Consider the following 19,781-nt stretch of genomic DNA (forward strand, 5'->3'; position numbering starts at 1 on the left):
TAAGCAGTGGTGTCAGTACAAAGTACACACGTTTACTGATTTAAGTGTTGGTGCTACGTTCGTAGTTTCGCTTAGAGATGAAGTAAACGGAGGATATCAAAAAAACCATTTAGGAGGAACTAAATTATGTCAGTAATTTCTATGAAACAATTGCTTGAAGCTGGTGTTCATTTCGGACATCAAACTCGTCGTTGGAACCCAAAAATGAAGCGTTACATCTTCACAGAGCGTAACGGTATCTACATCATCGACTTACAAAAAACTGTGAAAAAAGTTGAGGAAGCTTACAGAACGATGCGTGACATCGCTGCTGAAGGTGGAGACATTTTATTCGTAGGTACTAAAAAACAAGCACAAGAAGCTATTAAAGAAGAAGCAACTCGTGCTGGTATGTACTTCGTTAACCAACGTTGGTTAGGTGGAACTTTAACAAACTTCCAAACAATCCAAAAGCGTATCAAGCGTCTTAAAGATATCGAAAGAATGCAAGAAGATGGTACTTTCGAAGTACTTCCTAAGAAAGAAGTTGTTCAACTTAAAAAAGAGTTAGAGCGTCTTGAGAAATTCTTAGGCGGTATTAAAGATATGAAAGGTCTTCCAAGTGCATTATTCATAGTAGACCCTCGTAAAGAGCGTATTGCAGTTGCTGAAGCACGCAAATTACACATTCCAATCATCGGTATCGTTGATACAAACTGTGATCCGGACGAAATCGATCACGTTATTCCAGCAAACGATGATGCAATTCGTGCTGTAAAACTTCTTACATCTAAAATGGCAGACGCGATCCTTGAAACAAAACAAGGTGAAGAAACTGTTACTGCGTAACAAATTTGGAAAGGTGATAAGGGGTTCGGCCTTTTATCACCTTTTTTAAGGTATAAACACCTTTATAAAAGGTATAAATACATATTTTAGGAGGATGAAAAATATGGCAATCACTGCACAAATGGTAAAAGAACTTCGCGAAAAAACTGGCGCAGGTATGATGGACTGCAAAAAAGCTTTAACAGAAACTAACGGCGACATGGAGAAAGCAATTGACTTCTTACGTGAAAAAGGTATTGCGAAAGCTGCTAAAAAAGCAGACCGCATCGCTGCTGAAGGTTTAACTTTCATCGAAACAAACGGTAACGAAGGTTTAATCTTAGAATTAAACTCTGAGACTGATTTCGTTGCGAAAAACGAAGGTTTCCAAGCGTTAATTAAAGAATTAGCTGCTCACTTATTAGCTAACAAACCTGCTAACGTTGAAGAAGCTATGGCTCAAACAATCGAAGGCGGCAAAACAGTAGAAGAGCACATCAACGAAGCAATCGCTAAAATTGGTGAAAAACTTACACTTCGTCGTTTCGAAATCGTATCAAAAACTGATGCTGATGCATTCGGCGCTTACCTACACATGGGTGGACGTATTGGTGTATTAACAGTTCTTGAAGGTTCTACTGACGAAGCAGCTGCTAAAGATGTAGCAATGCACATCGCAGCAGTTAACCCTAAATACATCGACCGCGATGCTGTAACAGCTGAAGAAGTTGAGCATGAGCGTCAAGTATTAACACAACAAGCTTTAAACGAAGGCAAGCCTGAAAAAATCGTTGCGAAAATGGTAGAAGGCCGTCTTGGCAAATTCTTTGAAGAGATTTGCTTACTTGACCAAACATTCGTTAAGAATCCTGACATGAAAGTTCGTCAATTCGTTGAGTCTAAAGGCGGAACATTAAAAGGATTCGTTCGCTACGCTGTTGGTGAAGGTATCGAAAAACGCGAAGACAACTTTGCTGAAGAAGTAATGAACCAAGTAAAAGGTAACAACTAATACAGATTAGGGAACACATTGTGTTCCCTTTTTTAAAATAAAGATGTAAGCAATTGGAGGTTCATTATGAGTAAACCGAAATATAATCGTGTCGTTTTAAAGCTGAGCGGAGAAGCTTTAGCTGGCGAGCAAGGATTTGGAATTAACCCAGCTGTTATTAAGTCAGTTGCGGAACAAGTGAAAGAAATTGCAGAACTTGATGTAGAGGTTGCTGTTGTTGTTGGTGGCGGTAACATTTGGCGTGGGAAAATTGGAAGCGAAATGGGCATGGATCGTGCAGGAGCAGATTACATGGGCATGTTAGCAACAGTTATGAATTCATTAGCTCTTCAAGATAGCTTAGAGAATATTGGAATTCAAACTCGCGTACAAACTTCAATTGAGATGCGTCAAGTGGCAGAGCCTTACATTCGTCGTAAAGCAATTCGTCACTTAGAGAAAAAACGTGTTGTTATCTTTGCTGCAGGTACAGGTAACCCATACTTCTCTACAGATACAACAGCAGCATTACGTGCAGCTGAAATCGAAGCGGACGTTATTTTAATGGCGAAAAATAATGTGGATGGCGTATATAGTGCAGATCCATCTATTGACCCAACAGCTACGAAATACGAAACACTTACTTACTTAGATGTATTAAAAGCAGGTTTAGGTGTAATGGATTCTACAGCTTCTTCTTTATGTATGGATAATGATATTTCATTAATTGTATTCTCGGTTATGGAAAAAGGTAACATTAAACGTGCCGTTTTAGGCGAAAATATTGGAACAGTTGTAAGGGGGAAATAAATTATGGGACAACAAGTATTGAAGTCTTCAAATGAAAAAATGGAAAAAGCAGTTGCTGCTTATTCTCGTGAATTAGCAACAGTTCGCGCTGGTCGTGCAAGCGCGTCTGTATTAGATAAGGTACAAGTTGATTACTATGGTGCACCAACACCAGTTGTGCAATTAGCGAACATTACAGTTCCAGAAGCACGTTTGCTTGTAATTCAACCTTATGATAAAACTTCTATCGGTGATATTGAAAAAGCAATTTTAAAAGCAGATTTAGGCTTAAACCCTTCTAATGATGGAACTGTAATTCGTATTGCATTCCCTGCATTAACAGAAGAGCGTCGTCGCGATCTTGTAAAAGTTGTGAAGAAATATGCTGAGGAAGCAAAAGTTGCTGTTCGTAACGTACGTCGTGACAGTAATGATGACCTTAAGAAGCTTGAAAAAGCTGGCGACATTACAGAAGATGATTTAAGAGGATATACTGAAGATATCCAAAAAGAAACAGATAAATATATTGCAAAAGTTGACGAAATCGCAAAAAACAAAGAAAAAGAAATTATGGAAGTGTAATAGCGATAATTTCGCAAATATGACCCTCTTCTTAAGGGGGTCTTTTTACACTTTTAGGCATACGTCTGCTTGTTGGAGGGTGTGAATGATGTTTAAAAAGTTTCCTTTTTTTAAAAGTAAAAAGGTCACATCGTTTGATCATCTCATTGAAAAAGTGAAAAAAGGATATATCCCAGAACATATTGCTATTATTATGGATGGTAATGGAAGATGGGCAAAGAGAAGAGCCATGCCTCGCATTGCTGGTCATCATGAAGGTATGCAAGTTGTGAAGAAAATCACAAAATTTGCAAGTAAGCTTGATGTGAAAGTATTAACTCTTTATGCTTTTTCGACTGAGAACTGGAAAAGACCGAAAAAAGAAGTTGATTATTTGATGAAGCTTCCAGAAGAATTTTTAGGTGCATTTTTACCAGAGTTGATTGAAGAAAACGTACAAGTCCGAGTAATAGGGCAAAAAGATCGTCTTCCTACGCATACGCGCAGAGCGATGGAAAAAGCCATGGAAGATACGAAAGAGAATACGGGATTAATTCTTAATTTCGCGTTAAACTATGGAAGTCGAGATGAAATCGTTTCTGCTGTGCAACATATGATGAAAGATAGTGAGGAAGGAAAAATTCGTTCGGAAGAAATAAGTGAAGAAAAGATTTCTTCTTACTTAATGACGAGTTCTTTACCTGATCCAGAGTTGTTAATCCGTACAAGCGGAGAGCTACGTATTAGTAATTTCATGTTATGGCAAATTGCTTATTCGGAATTTTGGTTTACAGATGTGTATTGGCCAGATTTTACCGAGGAACATTTGCTAAATGCGATTACAGACTTTCAACATAGAGGGCGCAGATTCGGAGGCGTGTAGAAAGAGAGGGTTTGGTAGTGAAACAGAGAATTATTACTGGAGTGATTGCTGCCGCGCTATTCATTCCCATCGTAATTTACGGTGGCGTGCCTTTTACAGTTTTAGTGTATGCACTTGCTTCTATAGGTTTATATGAATTAATTCGTATGAACAAGCTTACGCTTATTTCGGTACCAACAGTTTTAGCTGCAGTATTATTGTGGATTATTTTAATTCCGAGTAGTGCATCAGAACTGTTTACGTGGATTGGGTTAGGTAAATTAGAAATCACATTTGTGATTGTTTTATTACTTTTATCATATACAGTCCTTTCTAAGAATACATTTACTTTTGACAATGCTTCATTTTTACTTATGGCAACGACATATGTTGGAATGGGATTCTTATATTTAAATGAAACGAGAATATTAGGAATCAAATATGTGTTCTGTGCACTATTTGTCATATGGGCAACTGATTCAGGTGCATATTTCATAGGGAAAGCATTTGGAAAAAGAAAATTATGGCCAGAAATTAGTCCGAATAAAACGATTGAAGGTTCATTAGGCGGTATTGTTTGTGGAATTGTTGTTGCACTTGTTTACAATATGTTCTTCCCAGTTGAAGCGAATGTAGGAGTTTTAATCGTTCTGACGATTATCATTTCTATTTTTGGACAAATTGGTGATTTAGTGCAATCTGCATTTAAACGCCATTATGGTGTAAAGGATTCAGGTACAATTTTACCTGGACATGGTGGTATTTTAGATCGAACAGATAGTTGGTTATTTGTGTTACCAATTCTATACTTCTTATTACAATACAATTAATAAATGAACGAGGGGTTGGAGTCATGAAAAACATTAGTTTACTAGGTGCAAGCGGATCAATCGGTACACAAACATTAGATGTGTTACGCTCGCACCCAGACCAATTCCGTCTCGTTGCTTTTTCTGTAGGGAAAAATGTTGATTATGCAGTAAAGGTAATTCAAGAATTTTCCCCGCAAATTGTCTCTGTGCAAAGAGAGGAAGATGTTTTAAAATTACAAGCTGTTTCTGGTAATACAAAAGTAGTATATGGTAGCGAAGGCTTATTAGAAGTAGCGCTGCACCCAGATACAGAAATTGTAGTGAATGCTGTTGTAGGTAGCGTAGGGTTGTTACCGACACTCCGCGCAATTGAGGCGAAAAAAACAATTGGAATTGCAAATAAAGAAACGTTAGTAACTGCAGGGCATCTTGTAATGGAAGCAGCACGAAAACATAATGTATCGTTACTTCCAGTAGACAGTGAACATTCAGCTATTTTTCAATGCTTGAATGGTGAAAATGAAAAAAGAATCTCTCGCTTAATTATAACTGCTTCAGGCGGAAGTTTTCGTGATAAAACGAGAGATGAATTGCATCAAGTGACCGTAGAAGATGCACTTCGTCATCCAAACTGGTCAATGGGTTCGAAAATTACAATTGATTCTGCTACAATGATGAATAAGGGGCTAGAAGTAATTGAAGCACACTGGCTTTTTGGTATCCCTTATGAGCAAATCGATGTTGTTCTACATAAAGAAAGTATTATTCATTCTATGGTTGAATTTGAAGATCGTAGTGTAATGGCACAGCTTGGCTCACCTGATATGCGAGTACCGATTCAATACGCGCTTACATATCCTGATAGATTGCCTCTTTCAGACACGAAACAGTTAAATTTATGGGAAATGGGAACATTGCATTTTGAGAAAATGAATCAAGAGCGTTTCCGTTGTCTACGTTTTGCGTATGAAGCTGGAAAGACAGGTGGAAGTATGCCGGCTGTAATGAACGCGGCAAATGAAGTAGCTGTTGAAGCTTTTTTACAAAAGAGAATTGGTTTCTTAACAGTGGAAGACCTCATTGAAAAAGCAATGCACCATCACACTGTCATTGCACGTCCGAGCTTAGAGGAAATTCAGGAAATTGACGCAGCCACAAGACGGTTTGTGATGGAACAAATTTAGCAAAGGTGGTTATGGAATTGAATACAGCGATTGCCTTTATATTAATTTTCGGTGCACTCGTATTTTTCCATGAGCTAGGGCATCTATATTTCGCAAAAAGAGCAGGTATTTTGTGCCGCGAGTTTGCGATTGGTTTTGGTCCGAAAATATTCTCATTTGAAAAGAATGAAACGGTGTATACGATTCGATTACTGCCCCTTGGTGGCTATGTAAGAATGGCTGGCGAGGATGCGGACACAGTTGAGTTAAAACCTGGAAAAAAGGTTGGACTTGTATTAAATGAAAAAGACGAAGTTGTGAAATTAGTTTTTGACGGACATGAAAAATATCCAAATGTTCGTGTCATTGAAGTCGAACAAGCTGATTTAGAGCATAATCTTACAATTTTGGGTTATGAAGAGTACGAGGAAGAACTGCAAACATTCCGAGTGAATGAAAAAGCTCGTATCATTTCTGCGGGAGAAGAAATTCAAATCGCTCCGTACAATAGACAATTTGGCTCTAAAAAATTGGGCCAACGTGCTCTAACAATCTTTGCAGGTCCTGCAATGAACTTTATTCTAGCATTTGTTATTTTTGTGATTCTTGGATTTGTACAAGGAGTTCCTGTTGACAAACCAATGGTCGGAAAAGTAATGGAGAATAGTGCTGCAGAACAAGCTGGATTAAAAGAAAACGATACGATTCAAGCAATCAATGGGAAGAACACTAGTACATGGAAAGATGTTGTAACGATTGTACGTGAAAACCCAAATAAAGAAATTACGTTACATGTAAAGCGTGATAGTGAGCAATTTAATGTGAAAGTAACACCAACGCTTGATAAAGAAGGAAAAGACGAAGTTGGTAGAATTGGTGTTTATTCTCCTGTAGAGAAAACAGTGATGGGTTCTATTAAATCAGGGTTTGAACAAACATACGAATGGACGAAACTAATTTTTGATTCTCTTGTGAAATTAGTAACGGGTCAATTTTCTATTAATGAGTTGTCAGGTCCAGTAGGAATTTATAATCTAACAGATCAAGTTGTAGATTATGGATTTACGCGTGTACTAAGTTTAGCGGCAGTTTTAAGTATTAACCTTGGTTTATTTAATTTATTACCAGTCCCAGCTTTAGACGGTGGACGTTTGTTCTTCTTCTTAATTGAAGCATTACGAGGAAAACCAATTGATCGTCAAAAAGAAGGAATGGTTCACTTTATTGGGTTTGCATTATTAATGTTGCTTATGTTAGTTGTAACATGGAATGACATCCGTAAGTTTTTCTTGTAAAATAAGAAGAAGTTTATAATGAAATAGAGCTCATAGAATAAAATCCCTCACCTAACTCGAGGTGAGGGATTTTATTGCGTGTAAGAGTAAAATGAAGAGGTGCGAATAAATGAAACAAAGTATGGTATTCAGTCCTACATTACGTGAAGTTCCAGCAGATGCTGAAATTAAGAGTCATCAATTATTACTTCGCGCAGGGTTTATGCGTCAAAATGCTTCTGGTATTTATAGTTTTCTACCATTTGGTTTAAAAGTGTTACACAAAGTAGAACGTATTGTTCGTGAAGAAATGGAGCGCGCAGGGGCAGTAGAACTATTAATGCCAGCTATGCAAGCTTCTGAATTATGGCAAGAATCAGGTCGTTGGTATTCTTACGGATCAGAATTAATGCGTATGAAAGATCGTAATGCTCGCGAGTTTGCGCTAGGGGCAACTCATGAGGAAGTAATTACAGATCTTGTACGTGATGAAATTAAATCATACAAAAAACTACCATTAACATTATATCAAATTCAAACAAAATTCCGTGATGAGCAAAGACCACGTTTCGGTTTATTACGCGGAAGAGAATTTTTAATGAAAGATGCGTATTCTTTCCATGCAACACAAGAAAGTTTGGATGAAGTATATAGCGGTTTATACAAAGCGTATTCTAATATCTTTGCTCGTTGTGGTTTGAATTTCCGTGCAGTTATAGCTGATTCTGGAGCAATGGGTGGAAAAGATACACACGAATTTATGGTGTTATCTGATGTAGGTGAAGATACAATTGCGTATTCTGATACATCTGATTATGCGGCAAATATTGAAATGGCTCCTGTTGTTGCTACGTATACGAAGAGTGATGAAGCCGAAAAGGCACTTGAAAAAGTAGCAACTCCAGATCAAAAAGCTATTGAAGAAGTATCTGCATTCTTAAATATCGCAGCGGAAAAATGCATTAAATCTATGGTGTTTAAAGTAGATGCGAAATTAGTAGTAGTACTTGTTCGTGGCGATCATGAAGTCAATGATGTAAAAGTGAAGAATGTATACGGAGCTTCAGTCGTTGAGCTTGCTTCACATGAAGAAATAAAAGAGTTATTAAACTGTGAAGTGGGTTCTTTAGGACCGATTGGTGTTACAGGGGATATCGAAATTATCGCTGACCATGCTGTAGCATCAATTGTCAACGGATGTTCAGGAGCGAACGAAGAAGGATTCCATTATGTAAATGTAAATCCAGAACGTGACTTTAAAGTAAGTCAATATACAGATTTACGCTTCATCCAAGAAGGAGACCAATCTCCAGATGGAAATGGAACAATTCTTTTCGCACGTGGAATTGAAGTTGGTCATGTATTCAAATTAGGAACTCGTTATAGTGAAGCAATGAACGCAACGTTCCTAGATGAAAACGGAAAAACAAAACCACTTATTATGGGTTGTTACGGTATCGGTGTATCTCGTACAGTGGCAGCAATTGCAGAGCAGTTTAATGATGAGAATGGTTTAGTTTGGCCAAAATCTGTTGCACCGTTCCATGTGCATGTAATTCCAGTAAATATGAAATCTGATGCACAACGTGAAATGGGTGGAAATATCTATAACTCATTACAAGAGCAAGGATACGAAGTATTACTAGATGATCGTGCAGAACGTGCAGGTGTTAAATTTGCAGATGCAGATTTATTCGGCCTTCCAGTTCGTGTTACAGTTGGTAAAAAAGCAGATGAAGGTATTGTAGAAGTGAAAGTACGTGCTACAGGCGAGTCTGAAGAAGTGAAAGTAGAAGAACTTCAAACATATATTGCTAATATTTTAAAATAAGAAGAGGTACCTCGTAATGAGGTACCTTCTCTTTCTTTGTAAACGTATTTTGTAAAAGAAGAAGGAAGAAATCTTTCTTTGTAGTACGTTTCAATTTATAATAGCAAATGGAAGGAGAGTGCTTATGTCATTAACAAATGAACAACAAGAGCGATTTCAAATTTTGCTCCAACAGTTGCAAATACCAGAAGACCTTATAAATCAATATTTACATGGCGGTGGTATTGAAAAGCTAGTTATTGATAAAGCGAATAAAAGTTGGCATTTTGACTTACAAGTGCCACGTATTTTGCCGACAGAATTATATGAGTTGCTAGAAACAAAGCTTAAGCAATCATTTTCTCATATTGCAAGAACAACATTTGCATTAGAAGCAGAGAATAAACAATTTACAGAAGAAGAAGTGAAGGCATATTGGCCGCTTTGTACAGAACGAATTACATTTTCACCTATGTTCGCGTACTTAAAGAAGCAACTTCCGCAGGTCAATGGCGTGAAGTTGCTATTAAATGTGAATAATGAGCTGGAATCTACTACTTTAAAGAAAAACGTTGCGAAACCAGTAGGTGATCAATACGAAGCTTTTGGATTCCCGCGTTTTCAGTTAGACACACATATAAAGCAAAATGCAGAAGAAATGCAAAAGTTTCGTGAGCAAACACAGGAAGAAGATCGTCAACGAGTTATACAGGCTATGGAAGAGATGGCTAAAAGGCAAGCTGAAGAAAGTGATGTTGTTCACGAAGGACCAGTTGTGCTTGGTTATCTTATTAAGCCAGATGAAGAGATTACGCCGCTGCGTGAAATTCAAGATGAAGAAAGAAGAAAAACCGTTCAAGGGTATGTTTTCCATGTAGAGACGAAAGAACTTCGTAGCGGACGTACGTTATTAACTTTAAAGATAACTGACTATACGGACTCTATTATGATTAAGATGTTCTCACGTGATAAAGAAGATATCCCGATGTTACAATCCTTGAAAAAAGGAACTTGGGTAAAAGCGCGTGGTTCAGTTCAAAATGATACATTCGTGCGTGATTTAGTTATGATCGCAAATGATATAAATGAAATAACGGGACCTTCTCGTAAAGATAAAGCAAAAGAAGGGGAAAAAAGAGTAGAACTTCATCTTCATACTCCAATGAGTCAAATGGATGCTGTTACTTCTGTTTCTAAGCTCGTTGCCCAAGCTGGAAAATGGGGGCATGAGGCTATTGCAGTTACAGACCATGCTGTTGCACAGTCGTTCCCAGAAGCATATTCTGCTGGTAAAAAGGCTGGAGTTAAAGTTCTATATGGTGTAGAAGCAAATTTAGTTAATGATGGTGTGCCGATAGCATATAACGAAGCACATCGTCTACTTGCAGAAGAAACATATGTTGTCTTTGACGTTGAGACAACAGGGTTATCTGCTGTATATGATACAGTCATTGAGTTAGCTGCTGTAAAGATAAAAGGTGGAGAAATTATTGATCGCTTTGAATCTTTCGCAAATCCTCATCAACCATTATCGGCGACGATTATTGAATTAACAGGTATTACAGATGATATGTTAACTGATGCACCAGAAGTGGACGAAGTGTTTAAAAAGTTTGAGGAATGGATGGGTGACCATACACTTGTTGCTCATAACGCAAGCTTCGATATGGGCTTTATTAACGTAGGTTTTAAAAAGGCTGGGATAGAAAAAACGAAAAATCCAGTTATTGATACGTTAGAACTTGCACGGTTCTTATTCCCAGAAATGAAAAATCATCGATTAAATACGATGTGTAAAAAGCTTGATATTGAATTAACGCAACATCACCGTGCGATTTATGATACAGAAGCAACGGGATATTTACTTGTGAAGATGTTAAAAGATGTGATTGAAAAGGGATTTGAATATCACGATCAACTAAACGATAGTATGGGACAAGGGGATGCGTATAAACGTGGGCGTCCAAGTCATATGACGTTACTTGCCACATCAGATGTTGGATTGAAAAACTTATATAAACTTGTTTCATATTCTCACTTGAATTACTTTTATCGTGTACCACGTGTACCACGATCACTATTAAAAAAATATCGCGAAGGCATTTTAGTAGGAACAGCTTGTGACAAAGGTGAAGTGTTTGAAGCTATGATGCAAAAAGCGCCTGAAGAAGTAGAAGAAATTGCACAGTTTTACGATTACATTGAGGTTATGCCTCCAGAAGTGTTACGTCATTTAGTGGAACGTGAACTCGTTCGAGATGAAGGACAGTTAAAAACAATAATTTCTAACTTAGTAAAACTAGGTGAGACGTTAGATAAGCCAGTTGTTGCTACTGGGAATGTGCATTATTTAGATCCAGAGGACGCGATATATCGGAAAATTTTAGTCAGTTCGCAGGGAGGAGCTAATCCGTTAAATCGCCATTCATTACCGCCTGTACATTTCCGTACAACAAATGAAATGCTAGATTGTTTTTCATTCTTAGGTGAAGACAAAGCGAAAGAAATTGTTGTGACAAATACACACAAGATCGCATCATTAATTGGTGATGTTCGTCCAGTAAAAGATGATTTATACACACCGAAAATTGAAGGTGCTGATGATGAAACACGTGATATGAGCTATATAATGGCAAGAAGTATCTATGGAGATGAACTACCGGAAATTGTAGAAGCTCGTTTGGAAAAAGAATTGAAAAGTATTATTGGACATGGATTCGCTGTTATTTATTTAATTTCACATAAGCTTGTGAAAAAATCGTTAGTGGACGGTTATCTAGTAGGTTCGCGTGGATCGGTAGGTTCATCATTTGTTGCAACGATGATGGAAATTACAGAAGTAAACCCATTACCACCGCACTATGTATGTCCAAAGTGTAAACAATCAGAGTTCTTTAATGACGGTTCTGTAGGTTCTGGTTTTGATTTACCAGATAAAGAATGCCCAACATGTAATGTTCCATATGTGAAAGATGGGCATGACATTCCTTTCGAAACGTTCCTTGGATTTAAAGGGGATAAGGTACCGGATATCGATTTGAATTTCTCCGGAGAATACCAACCACGCGCCCATAACTATACGAAATTACTGTTCGGTGAAGATTATGTATACCGCGCAGGAACAATTGGTACGGTTGCGGAAAAAACCGCTTATGGGTATGTGAAAGGCTATGCTAATGATCATAACTTAACAATTCGAAATGCAGAGATTGATCGCTTAGTTGCGGGATGTACAGGTGTAAAGCGTACGACCGGACAGCATCCAGGTGGTATTATCGTTGTACCAGATTACATGGATATTTTTGACTTTTCACCAATTCAGTTTCCGGCTGATTCAATAGGTGCTGAGTGGAGAACAACGCACTTTGACTTCCACTCAATTCATGATAATTTATTGAAACTTGATATATTAGGACACGATGATCCGACTGTTATTCGTATGCTTCAAGATTTAAGTGGTATTGACCCGAAAACAATCCCAACGGATGATCCAGAAGTAATGAAAATTTTCTCTGGTCCAGAGTCTTTAGGGGTAACGGAAGAACAAATTAACTGTAAAACAGGTACACTTGGTATACCAGAGTTTGGTACGAAATTCGTAAGACAAATGTTAGAAGAAACGAAACCAACGACGTTTTCAGAGCTTGTCCAAATTTCTGGACTGTCCCATGGTACAGATGTATGGTTAGGTAATGCGAATGAATTAATTTATAACGGTACGTGTACACTGAGTGAAGTTATCGGTTGTCGTGATGACATCATGGTATATTTAATTTATCAAGGCTTGGATCCATCATTAGCCTTCAAAATCATGGAGTCGGTGCGTAAAGGTAAAGGTGTACCAGAAGAATGGGAAGAGGAAATGAGAAATAACAATGTACCAGGTTGGTATATTGATTCATGTAAGAAGATTAAGTACATGTTCCCTAAAGCCCATGCGGCTGCTTACGTACTTATGGCTGTACGTATTGCATACTTTAAAGTACATTTCGCACTTTTATTCTATGCGGCATATTTTACAGTTCGTGCAGATGACTTTGATGTAGAGGCGATGGCGAAAGGTTCAGCATCCATACGTGTAAAAATTGATGAAATTGCACAAAAAGGATTGGATGCAGCACCGAAAGAGAAGAGTTTATTAACGGTACTAGAAATGACACTTGAAATGTGTGAGCGTGGTTATTCATTCCAAAAGGTTGATTTATACCGCTCGCATGCAACCGAATTTATAATTGATGGGGATACTTTAATTCCTCCATTTAATGCAGTTCCTGGTCTTGGTACAAACGCAGCTTTCAGTATTGTTGAAGCTCGTAAAAATGGTGATTTCTTATCAAAAGAAGACTTACAGCAGCGCAGTAAGGTTTCTAAAACGATTATTGAGTATTTAGATGGTCAAGGTTGTCTAGGAGATTTACCGGATCAAAACCAATTGTCACTGTTCTAATAGGTAGGAAAAATCTTTGCAAATCAACATTTGCTATGGTATACTATAAACCGAGATAACCATGTCATGTATATTTTGTGAAAAAGAGAGTGGGGAAACCCACTCTTTCGTGTTACTATCTACATTTTGCTTATGTAGATAGTAAAGATATTTCTGTCGTATATACATATTTTGTTACAAGTTTTACTTCTTAAATTTGGTAATACTAAGACAGATATTCCCTGCTTAACGGCAGGGGCTTTTGTTAGCTAACGAGAAAGAATAAGATAGACCGTCTTTATGAACGGGATCTTTTCTTGTAAATGGTACATGGCGGCAGGAAGGAGGCTGTTTATGGATAAGAAAGTCACAGAAATTGTAGAAGCATTTGCGCAGCCAATCGTTGAAGAGTTAAATCTTGAACTTGTAGATGTAGAGTATGTGCAAGAAGGACAAGACTGGTTCTTACGCGTATTCATCGATTCTGAAAAGGGAGTCGAAATTGAAGAATGCGGTGCGGTAAGTGAACGTTTAAGCGAAGCTTTAGATAAAGAGGATCCAATTCCTCATCTTTACTTTTTGGATGTATCATCTCCTGGAGCGGAACGTCCATTAAAGAAAGAGAAAGACTTCCAGCAAGCGGTAGGAAAACAAGTGGCAATTAAAACATATAAGCCGATTGATGGTGAGAAGATGTTTGAAGGAAAGCTACTTTCCTACGACGGTAATACAATTACACTACTATTAACAATTAAAACACGTAAAAAAGAAATCCAAATTCCAATGGATAAAGTTGCAAATGCGCGACTTGCTGTTACGTTTTAGTAAGAAGGGGGATCTTCATGAGCACTGAGTTGTTAGATGCTTTGCTCGTATTAGAATCAGAAAAAGGTATTAGCAAAGATATTATTATTGATGCGATTGAAGCAGCATTAATCTCTGCTTATAAACGCAATTTTAACCAAGCACAAAACGTTCGTGTGAGCTTTAACCCAGAAGTGGGAACAATTCAAGTTTTAGCACGTAAGGACGTTGTAGATAATGTGTTTGATCCACGTCTTGAAATCTCTGTAGAAGAGGCAAGACAAATTAATCCAAACTACCAAGATGGTGACGTACTAGAAATTGAAGTAACGCCAAAAGATTTTGGTCGTATTGCAGCGCAAACTGCAAAACAAGTTGTAACACAACGAGTTCGTGAGGCGGAACGTGGTGTAATTTATTCAGAATTTAGTGATCGTGAAGAAGACATTATGGTTGGTATTGTACAGCGCCAAGATGCTCGTTTCATCTATGTAAGCTTAGGTAAAGTAGAAGCTTTATTACCTGTAAGTGAGCAAATGCCAAATGAGCAATATAAACCACATGATCGTATTCGCGTATTTATTACAAAAGTAGAAAAGACAACAAAAGGACCACAAATTTACGTATCACGTACACATCCTGGTCTTTTAAAACGTTTATTCGAAATGGAAGTTCCAGAAATTTATGATGGAACTGTAGAAATTCGCTCTGTAGCACGTGAAGCAGGCGACCGTTCTAAAATTTCTGTATATGCAGAGAATATCGATGTTGATCCAGTAGGTTCTTGTGTAGGACCGAAAGGACAACGTGTACAACGTGTTGTAGATGAACTAAAAGGTGAAAAGATTGACATCGTTCGCTGGTCGAATGACCCAGTTGAATATGTTGCAAATGCTTTAAGTCCATCACAGGTTGTTAAAGTACTTGTAGATGAAGCAGAGAAAGCAACAACTGTTGTTGTTCCAGACCACCAGCTTTCATTAGCGATTGGTAAGCGTGGACAAAATGCGCGTCTTGCAGCTAAATTAACAGGCTGGAAAATTGATATTAAAAGTGAGTCTGATGCGAAACAACTTGGTATTGTGACAGAAGAAGATAGCGTAATCGCATTCGGATTCGATTCAGCTGAAGACGAAATCGAATAGAGGTGATGAGTATGAGCAATCGAAAAGTTCCGTTACGAAAATGTATTACGACGCAAGAGATGAAATCAAAACGAGAGCTAGTTCGCATTGTTCGTTCCAAAGAGGGCGAAGTGTCTATTGATTTATCAGGAAAAAAATCAGGACGAGGTGCATATTTATCAAAAGATAAAGAAAGCATTATTCAAGCCCAAAAGAAAAACATTTTGGAACATCATCTAAAAGCGAAAATCGACAGTTCTCTGTACGAAGAGCTTCTTGAGCTTGTTGAGAAGGAGTCGAAATAAGTGTCTGATTGGAAATCATTTTTAGGACTAGCAAACCGCGCTCGAAAAATTATTTCGGGTGAAGAACTCGTTTTAAAAGAAGTACGAAGTGGCAAAGCAAAGCTAGTATTGCTTTCTGAAGATGCGTCAGCGAACACTACAAAACGTATCATTGATAAAACCACGTACTACAACATACCAATGAGAAAAGTCGAAAATCGACAACAATTAGGGCATGCGATTGGGAGAGACGAGCGAGTCGTTGTAGCTATTTTAGATGAAGGCTTTGCGAAAAAGCTACGTAGCATGCTCGATACAAATTACCGGGGGTGAAGGTATGAGTAAAATTCGAGTACATGAATATGCAAAAAAAAATAATATCTCAAGTAAAGATCTTATGACAAAACTAAAAGAGATGAATATCGAGGTTTCGAATCATATGACAATGTTAGAAGATGAAGTAGTAAACAAATTAGATAATCAATATAGCGCTGGAGCGGAAAAACCTTCTGTTGCAGATGAGTTTGAAGTAGAAGAGAAAGTTGTTCGCAGTAAAAAGAACAGCAATAAGAATAAGAAAAAAGGCAAAGCAAATGAAGATAAACGTCAAGATAACTTTGCTGGAAGACAACAAACACCAATAGTAGAAACACCAGATAAAATCACTTTCTCTGGAAGCCTTACAGTAGGTGACCTTGCTAAAAAGTTAAGCAAAGAGCCATCTGAAATTATTAAAAAGCTCTTCATGCTAGGAATTATGGCGACAATTAACCAAGACTTAGATAAAGATACAATTGAGTTAATTGCTACTGATTACGGTATTGAAGTAGAAGAAGAAGTAGTTGTAAGTGAAACTGAATTTGAAACATTCATCGATGAGCAAGATGATGAAGAAAACTTAAAAGAACGTCCAGCTGTTGTTACAATTATGGGACACGTTGACCATGGTAAAACAACATTGCTTGACTCTATCCGTAATTCAAAAGTAACTGCTGGCGAAGCTGGTGGAATTACTCAGCATATCGGTGCATACCAAGTTGATGTAAATGATAAGAAGATTACGTTCTTAGATACACCAGGTCACGCGGCATTTACAACAATGCGTGCTCGTGGTGCACAAGTAACAGATATTACAATTCTTGTTGTTGCAGCTGATGACGGTGTTATGCCACAAACAGTTGAAGCGATTAGCCATGCGAAAGCAGCTGGAGTACCAATTATTGTTGCTGTGAATAAAATGGATAAACCAGCGGCAAATCCTGATCGTGTAATGCAAGAATTAACAGAATATGAATTAGTTCCAGAAGCTTGGGGTGGAGACACGATTTTCGTACCAATTTCTGCAATTCAAGGCGAGGGAATTGACAACTTACTAGAAATGATCCTTCTTGTGAGTGAAGTAGAAGAATATAAAGCAAATCCAAATCGTTATGCAGCTGGTACTGTAATTGAAGCACAGCTTGATAAAGGTAAAGGAACTATCGCGACATTACTTGTTCAAAACGGTACACTTCGAGTTGGAGATCCAATTGTTGTTGGAACATCATTCGGTCGTGTTCGTGCAATGGTAAGTGATATTGGTCGTCGTGTAAAAGTTGCTGGTCCGTCAACTCCTGTTGAAATTACAGGTTTAAATGAAGTGCCACAAGCGGGAGATCGTTTCATGGCATTCGCTGATGAGAAGAAAGCTCGTCAAATCGGTGAATCACGTGCACAAGAAGCGTTAGTTGCACAACGTGGTGAGAAATCTAAATTCAGCCTGGAAGATTTATTCCAACAAATCCAAGAGGGCGATGTAAAAGAAATTAACTTAATTGTGAAAGCAGACGTACAAGGTTCTGTAGAAGCAATGGCAGCATCACTTCGTAAAATTGATGTTGAAGGCGTAAAAGTGAAAATTATCCATACAGGCGTAGGTGCGATTACAGAATCTGATATTATTTTAGCTTCTGCATCTAATGCAATTGTAATTGGATTTAACGTACGCCCTGATGTGAATGCGAAGCGTACAGCTGAATTAGAGAAAGTTGATGTTCGTTTACACCGTATTATCTATAAAGTAATCGAAGAAATTGAATCAGCAATGCAAGGTATGCTGGATCCAGAATTCGAAGAAAAAGTAATCGGTCAAGCGGAAGTTCGTCAAACATTCAAAGTAACAAAAGTTGGAACAATCGCAGGTTGTTACGTAATAGACGGTAAAATTACACGTGATAGTGGCGTTCGTATTATCCGTGATGGCGTAGTAGTGTTCGAAGGAAAACTTGATACGTTAAAACGTTTCAAAGACGACGTAAAAGAAGTTGCACAAAACTATGAGTGTGGTATTACAATTGAGAGATATAATGATCTTAAAGAAGGGGACATCATTGAAGCATACGTTATGGAAGAAGTGAAGCGATGATTATCGCTTCACTCTCATTCGAGTGTATGATTTACGATGTGCATTCTTTAAAAGAGAAACGAGCAATTTTGCAACGTGTGTTAACTCGTGTGAAACAGCGCTATAATGTAGCTGTTTCTGAAGTTGGGCATCAAGATGTATGGCAACGTACAGAAATTGCAATTGTTTCCGTATCCTCAAATCGTGTTGTCTGTGAAAAAGAAATGAATCGTGTACTTGAGTATATCGATTCATTTCCTGAAATTGAACGTACGATAACACATTTGGAATGGTATTGAATGAGGTGAAGAGTTATGAAATTACGTGCGAACCGTGTGGGCGAGCAAATGAAAAAAGAATTAGGCGACATTATCAGTCGTAAAATTAAAGACCCACGTATTGGATTTGTTACAGTAACAGATGTACAAGTGAGTGGGGATTTACAAATTGCTAAAGTATACATTTCTGTTTTAGGTGACGAAGAACAGAAAGAAAATACATTAAAAGGTTTAGCGAAGGCAAAAGGCTTTATTCGTTCAGAAATTGGCCAACGTATTCGTCTTCGTAAAACACCAGAAATTACCTTTGAGTTTGATGAGTCTATCGGATATGGTCATCGAATTGATACACTTTTACATGAAATTAATAAAGACGGTAAACGTGAAGAATAATGGATAGACATTTGTCTATCCATTTTTTCAATGTAAAATAAGTTTTGCATAATTGCAATTACTACAAAAGAATAATGATGAGGTGAGTATATGGAAGGTGTAGTATTATTACATAAGCCAAAGGGAATGACATCACATGATTGTGTGTTCAAATTAAGAAAGATATTGCGTGAGAAACGAATTGGTCATACAGGGACACTGGATCCAGATGTAACAGGAGTATTACCTATTTGCGTTGGGCGTGCAACAAAAATTGCGCAATTTTTAACAAGTGAAACAAAAACATACGAAGGTGAAGTGACATTAGGATTTTCAACAACAACAGAAGATGCTTCTGGTGAAGTTGTGGAGAAACAAGATGTAAATCGTGTCATTACACGTAAAGAAGTAGAAGAGGTACTAGCGGAATTAACAGGGACAATTGAACAAATGCCGCCGATGTTCTCAGCTGTAAAAGTTAACGGGAAGAAACTATACGAATATGCAAGGGCAGGACAAGAAGTTGAACGTCCAGTTCGTACAATTACAATTCATGAATTTGTATTACTTGATGAACGTGAAGTTTTTGAAGGGGAAAATATTTCATTTCGTTTCCGTGTAACGTGTAGTAAAGGAACATATGTAAGAACACTAGCAGTAATGATAGGTGAAAAACTTGGATTTCCATCACATATGTCTCACCTTGTAAGAACAGCATCTGGTGAATTTTTACTAGAAGATTGCATATCATTTGAAGAAATTGAAGAAAACGTGCAAAATGGAACAGTAGAGTCTATTTTCATCTCAATTGATGAGGCGCTAAGTAAGTTTCCAAAAATGGTTGTAGATGAAAAGCAAGCTGAAAAAATAAAGAACGGTATGTTCTTAAAGAATGAATTAGAAACAACAGCACCATTTATTACAGTATTTGATAAAAATGATCGTTGCTTAGCAATTTATGAGCATCACCCAAAACACCCTGGAATGCTAAAGCCAATGAAAGTACTTGTGAATAATCAAGAACTAAAGCTATAATGAATT

Annotated in this window: 18 protein-coding genes; all 18 read left to right on the forward strand. The window is 37.6% G+C overall.

Translation table 11 applies throughout. The features are described from left to right. The first annotated feature begins 126 nt into the window (after positions 1-126). Positions 127-828: a 30S ribosomal protein S2 gene (gene rpsB, locus B5P42_RS25465; protein WP_002088178.1), complete on the forward strand. Its 702-nt coding sequence runs from the start codon at positions 127-129 to the stop codon at positions 826-828. A gap of 103 nt (positions 829-931) precedes the next feature. Beyond that, positions 932-1,819, forward strand: coding sequence for a translation elongation factor Ts (gene tsf, locus B5P42_RS25470; protein ID WP_002088177.1), 888 nt, complete (start codon positions 932-934; stop codon positions 1,817-1,819). A 66-nt stretch (positions 1,820-1,885) separates the two neighbouring features. Further along, positions 1,886-2,608, forward strand: a complete 723-nt coding sequence (pyrH, locus tag B5P42_RS25475; RefSeq protein ID WP_002014544.1) for a UMP kinase — start codon at positions 1,886-1,888, stop codon at positions 2,606-2,608. 3 nt (positions 2,609-2,611) lie between these two features. Further along, positions 2,612-3,169 carry a ribosome recycling factor gene (gene frr, locus B5P42_RS25480; protein ID WP_113735511.1) on the forward strand — a complete coding sequence of 186 codons (558 nt, stop codon included), beginning with the start codon at positions 2,612-2,614 and terminating at the stop codon, positions 3,167-3,169. Positions 3,170-3,254: 85 nt separating this feature from the next. Further along, entirely contained in the window at positions 3,255-4,031 is a 777-nt protein-coding gene (locus B5P42_RS25485; RefSeq protein WP_002014545.1) for an undecaprenyl pyrophosphate synthase, read from the forward strand. A gap of 17 nt (positions 4,032-4,048) precedes the next feature. Then, positions 4,049-4,840, forward strand: coding sequence for a phosphatidate cytidylyltransferase (cdsA, locus tag B5P42_RS25490; RefSeq protein WP_002088171.1), 792 nt, complete (start codon positions 4,049-4,051; stop codon positions 4,838-4,840). Between the two features lie 23 nt (positions 4,841-4,863). Beyond that, positions 4,864-6,006, forward strand: a complete 1,143-nt coding sequence (gene dxr / locus B5P42_RS25495) for a 1-deoxy-D-xylulose-5-phosphate reductoisomerase (protein ID WP_002014547.1) — start codon at positions 4,864-4,866, stop codon at positions 6,004-6,006. A gap of 17 nt (positions 6,007-6,023) precedes the next feature. Further along, positions 6,024-7,280: an RIP metalloprotease RseP gene (gene rseP / locus B5P42_RS25500; protein ID WP_002088169.1), complete on the forward strand. Its 1,257-nt coding sequence runs from the start codon at positions 6,024-6,026 to the stop codon at positions 7,278-7,280. A 109-nt stretch (positions 7,281-7,389) separates the two neighbouring features. Continuing rightward, positions 7,390-9,090, forward strand: coding sequence for a proline--tRNA ligase (locus B5P42_RS25505; protein WP_002128803.1), 1,701 nt, complete (start codon positions 7,390-7,392; stop codon positions 9,088-9,090). Positions 9,091-9,214: 124 nt separating this feature from the next. Beyond that, a complete protein-coding gene (locus B5P42_RS25510; RefSeq protein WP_060749551.1) occupies positions 9,215-13,516 on the forward strand; it encodes a PolC-type DNA polymerase III in 4,302 nt (1,433 codons plus the stop codon). Positions 13,517-13,849: 333 nt separating this feature from the next. Then, positions 13,850-14,320 (forward strand): ribosome maturation factor RimP, encoded by a 471-nt coding sequence (rimP, locus tag B5P42_RS25515; protein ID WP_002088165.1) that lies wholly within the window; start codon positions 13,850-13,852, stop codon positions 14,318-14,320. A gap of 17 nt (positions 14,321-14,337) precedes the next feature. Beyond that, positions 14,338-15,444 carry a transcription termination factor NusA gene (gene nusA / locus B5P42_RS25520; RefSeq protein WP_002014554.1) on the forward strand — a complete coding sequence of 369 codons (1,107 nt, stop codon included), beginning with the start codon at positions 14,338-14,340 and terminating at the stop codon, positions 15,442-15,444. A gap of 11 nt (positions 15,445-15,455) precedes the next feature. Beyond that, positions 15,456-15,728 (forward strand): RNase P modulator RnpM, encoded by a 273-nt coding sequence (gene rnpM, locus B5P42_RS25525; protein ID WP_113735512.1) that lies wholly within the window; start codon positions 15,456-15,458, stop codon positions 15,726-15,728. Next, positions 15,729-16,040, forward strand: coding sequence for a YlxQ family RNA-binding protein (locus tag B5P42_RS25530; RefSeq protein WP_002111365.1), 312 nt, complete (start codon positions 15,729-15,731; stop codon positions 16,038-16,040). A 4-nt stretch (positions 16,041-16,044) separates the two neighbouring features. Beyond that, complete coding sequence (gene infB, locus B5P42_RS25535) at positions 16,045-18,111, forward strand: translation initiation factor IF-2 (protein WP_002014558.1); 2,067 nt, start codon at positions 16,045-16,047, stop codon at positions 18,109-18,111. Next, positions 18,108-18,389, forward strand: coding sequence for a DUF503 domain-containing protein (locus B5P42_RS25540; protein WP_002088157.1), 282 nt, complete (start codon positions 18,108-18,110; stop codon positions 18,387-18,389). Before infB ends, B5P42_RS25540 begins: the two co-directional genes overlap by 4 nt. A gap of 15 nt (positions 18,390-18,404) precedes the next feature. Further along, complete coding sequence (gene rbfA / locus B5P42_RS25545; RefSeq protein WP_000776437.1) at positions 18,405-18,761, forward strand: 30S ribosome-binding factor RbfA; 357 nt, start codon at positions 18,405-18,407, stop codon at positions 18,759-18,761. Between the two features lie 90 nt (positions 18,762-18,851). Next, on the forward strand, positions 18,852-19,775 hold the full coding sequence (truB, locus tag B5P42_RS25550; protein WP_002033681.1) for a tRNA pseudouridine(55) synthase TruB: 924 nt from the start codon (positions 18,852-18,854) through the stop codon (positions 19,773-19,775). Positions 19,776-19,781: the final 6 nt, after the last annotated feature.

Origin of the sequence: Bacillus sp. SRB_331 (assembly GCF_003264175.1) — a bacterium.
In the GTDB taxonomy this organism is placed as follows: domain Bacteria; phylum Bacillota; class Bacilli; order Bacillales; family Bacillaceae_G; genus Bacillus_A; species Bacillus_A mycoides.

What these genes read in the sequence shown, in the direction of transcription:
- rbfA (WP_000776437.1), top strand. Translation starts at nt 18,405, where the DNA reads ATGAAATTACGTGCGAACCGTGTGGGCGAGCAAATGAAAAAAGAATTA.
- B5P42_RS25485 (WP_002014545.1), top strand. Translation starts at nt 3,255, where the DNA reads ATGATGTTTAAAAAGTTTCCTTTTTTTAAAAGTAAAAAGGTCACATCG.
- dxr (WP_002014547.1), top strand. Translation starts at nt 4,864, where the DNA reads ATGAAAAACATTAGTTTACTAGGTGCAAGCGGATCAATCGGTACACAA.
- nusA (WP_002014554.1), top strand. Translation starts at nt 14,338, where the DNA reads ATGAGCACTGAGTTGTTAGATGCTTTGCTCGTATTAGAATCAGAAAAA.
- B5P42_RS25510 (WP_060749551.1), top strand. Translation starts at nt 9,215, where the DNA reads ATGTCATTAACAAATGAACAACAAGAGCGATTTCAAATTTTGCTCCAA.
- B5P42_RS25505 (WP_002128803.1), top strand. Translation starts at nt 7,390, where the DNA reads ATGAAACAAAGTATGGTATTCAGTCCTACATTACGTGAAGTTCCAGCA.
- truB (WP_002033681.1), top strand. Translation starts at nt 18,852, where the DNA reads ATGGAAGGTGTAGTATTATTACATAAGCCAAAGGGAATGACATCACAT.
- rimP (WP_002088165.1), top strand. Translation starts at nt 13,850, where the DNA reads ATGGATAAGAAAGTCACAGAAATTGTAGAAGCATTTGCGCAGCCAATC.
- pyrH (WP_002014544.1), top strand. Translation starts at nt 1,886, where the DNA reads ATGAGTAAACCGAAATATAATCGTGTCGTTTTAAAGCTGAGCGGAGAA.
- B5P42_RS25540 (WP_002088157.1), top strand. Translation starts at nt 18,108, where the DNA reads ATGATTATCGCTTCACTCTCATTCGAGTGTATGATTTACGATGTGCAT.
- rpsB (WP_002088178.1), top strand. Translation starts at nt 127, where the DNA reads ATGTCAGTAATTTCTATGAAACAATTGCTTGAAGCTGGTGTTCATTTC.
- rnpM (WP_113735512.1), top strand. Translation starts at nt 15,456, where the DNA reads ATGAGCAATCGAAAAGTTCCGTTACGAAAATGTATTACGACGCAAGAG.
- infB (WP_002014558.1), top strand. Translation starts at nt 16,045, where the DNA reads ATGAGTAAAATTCGAGTACATGAATATGCAAAAAAAAATAATATCTCA.
- frr (WP_113735511.1), top strand. Translation starts at nt 2,612, where the DNA reads ATGGGACAACAAGTATTGAAGTCTTCAAATGAAAAAATGGAAAAAGCA.
- tsf (WP_002088177.1), top strand. Translation starts at nt 932, where the DNA reads ATGGCAATCACTGCACAAATGGTAAAAGAACTTCGCGAAAAAACTGGC.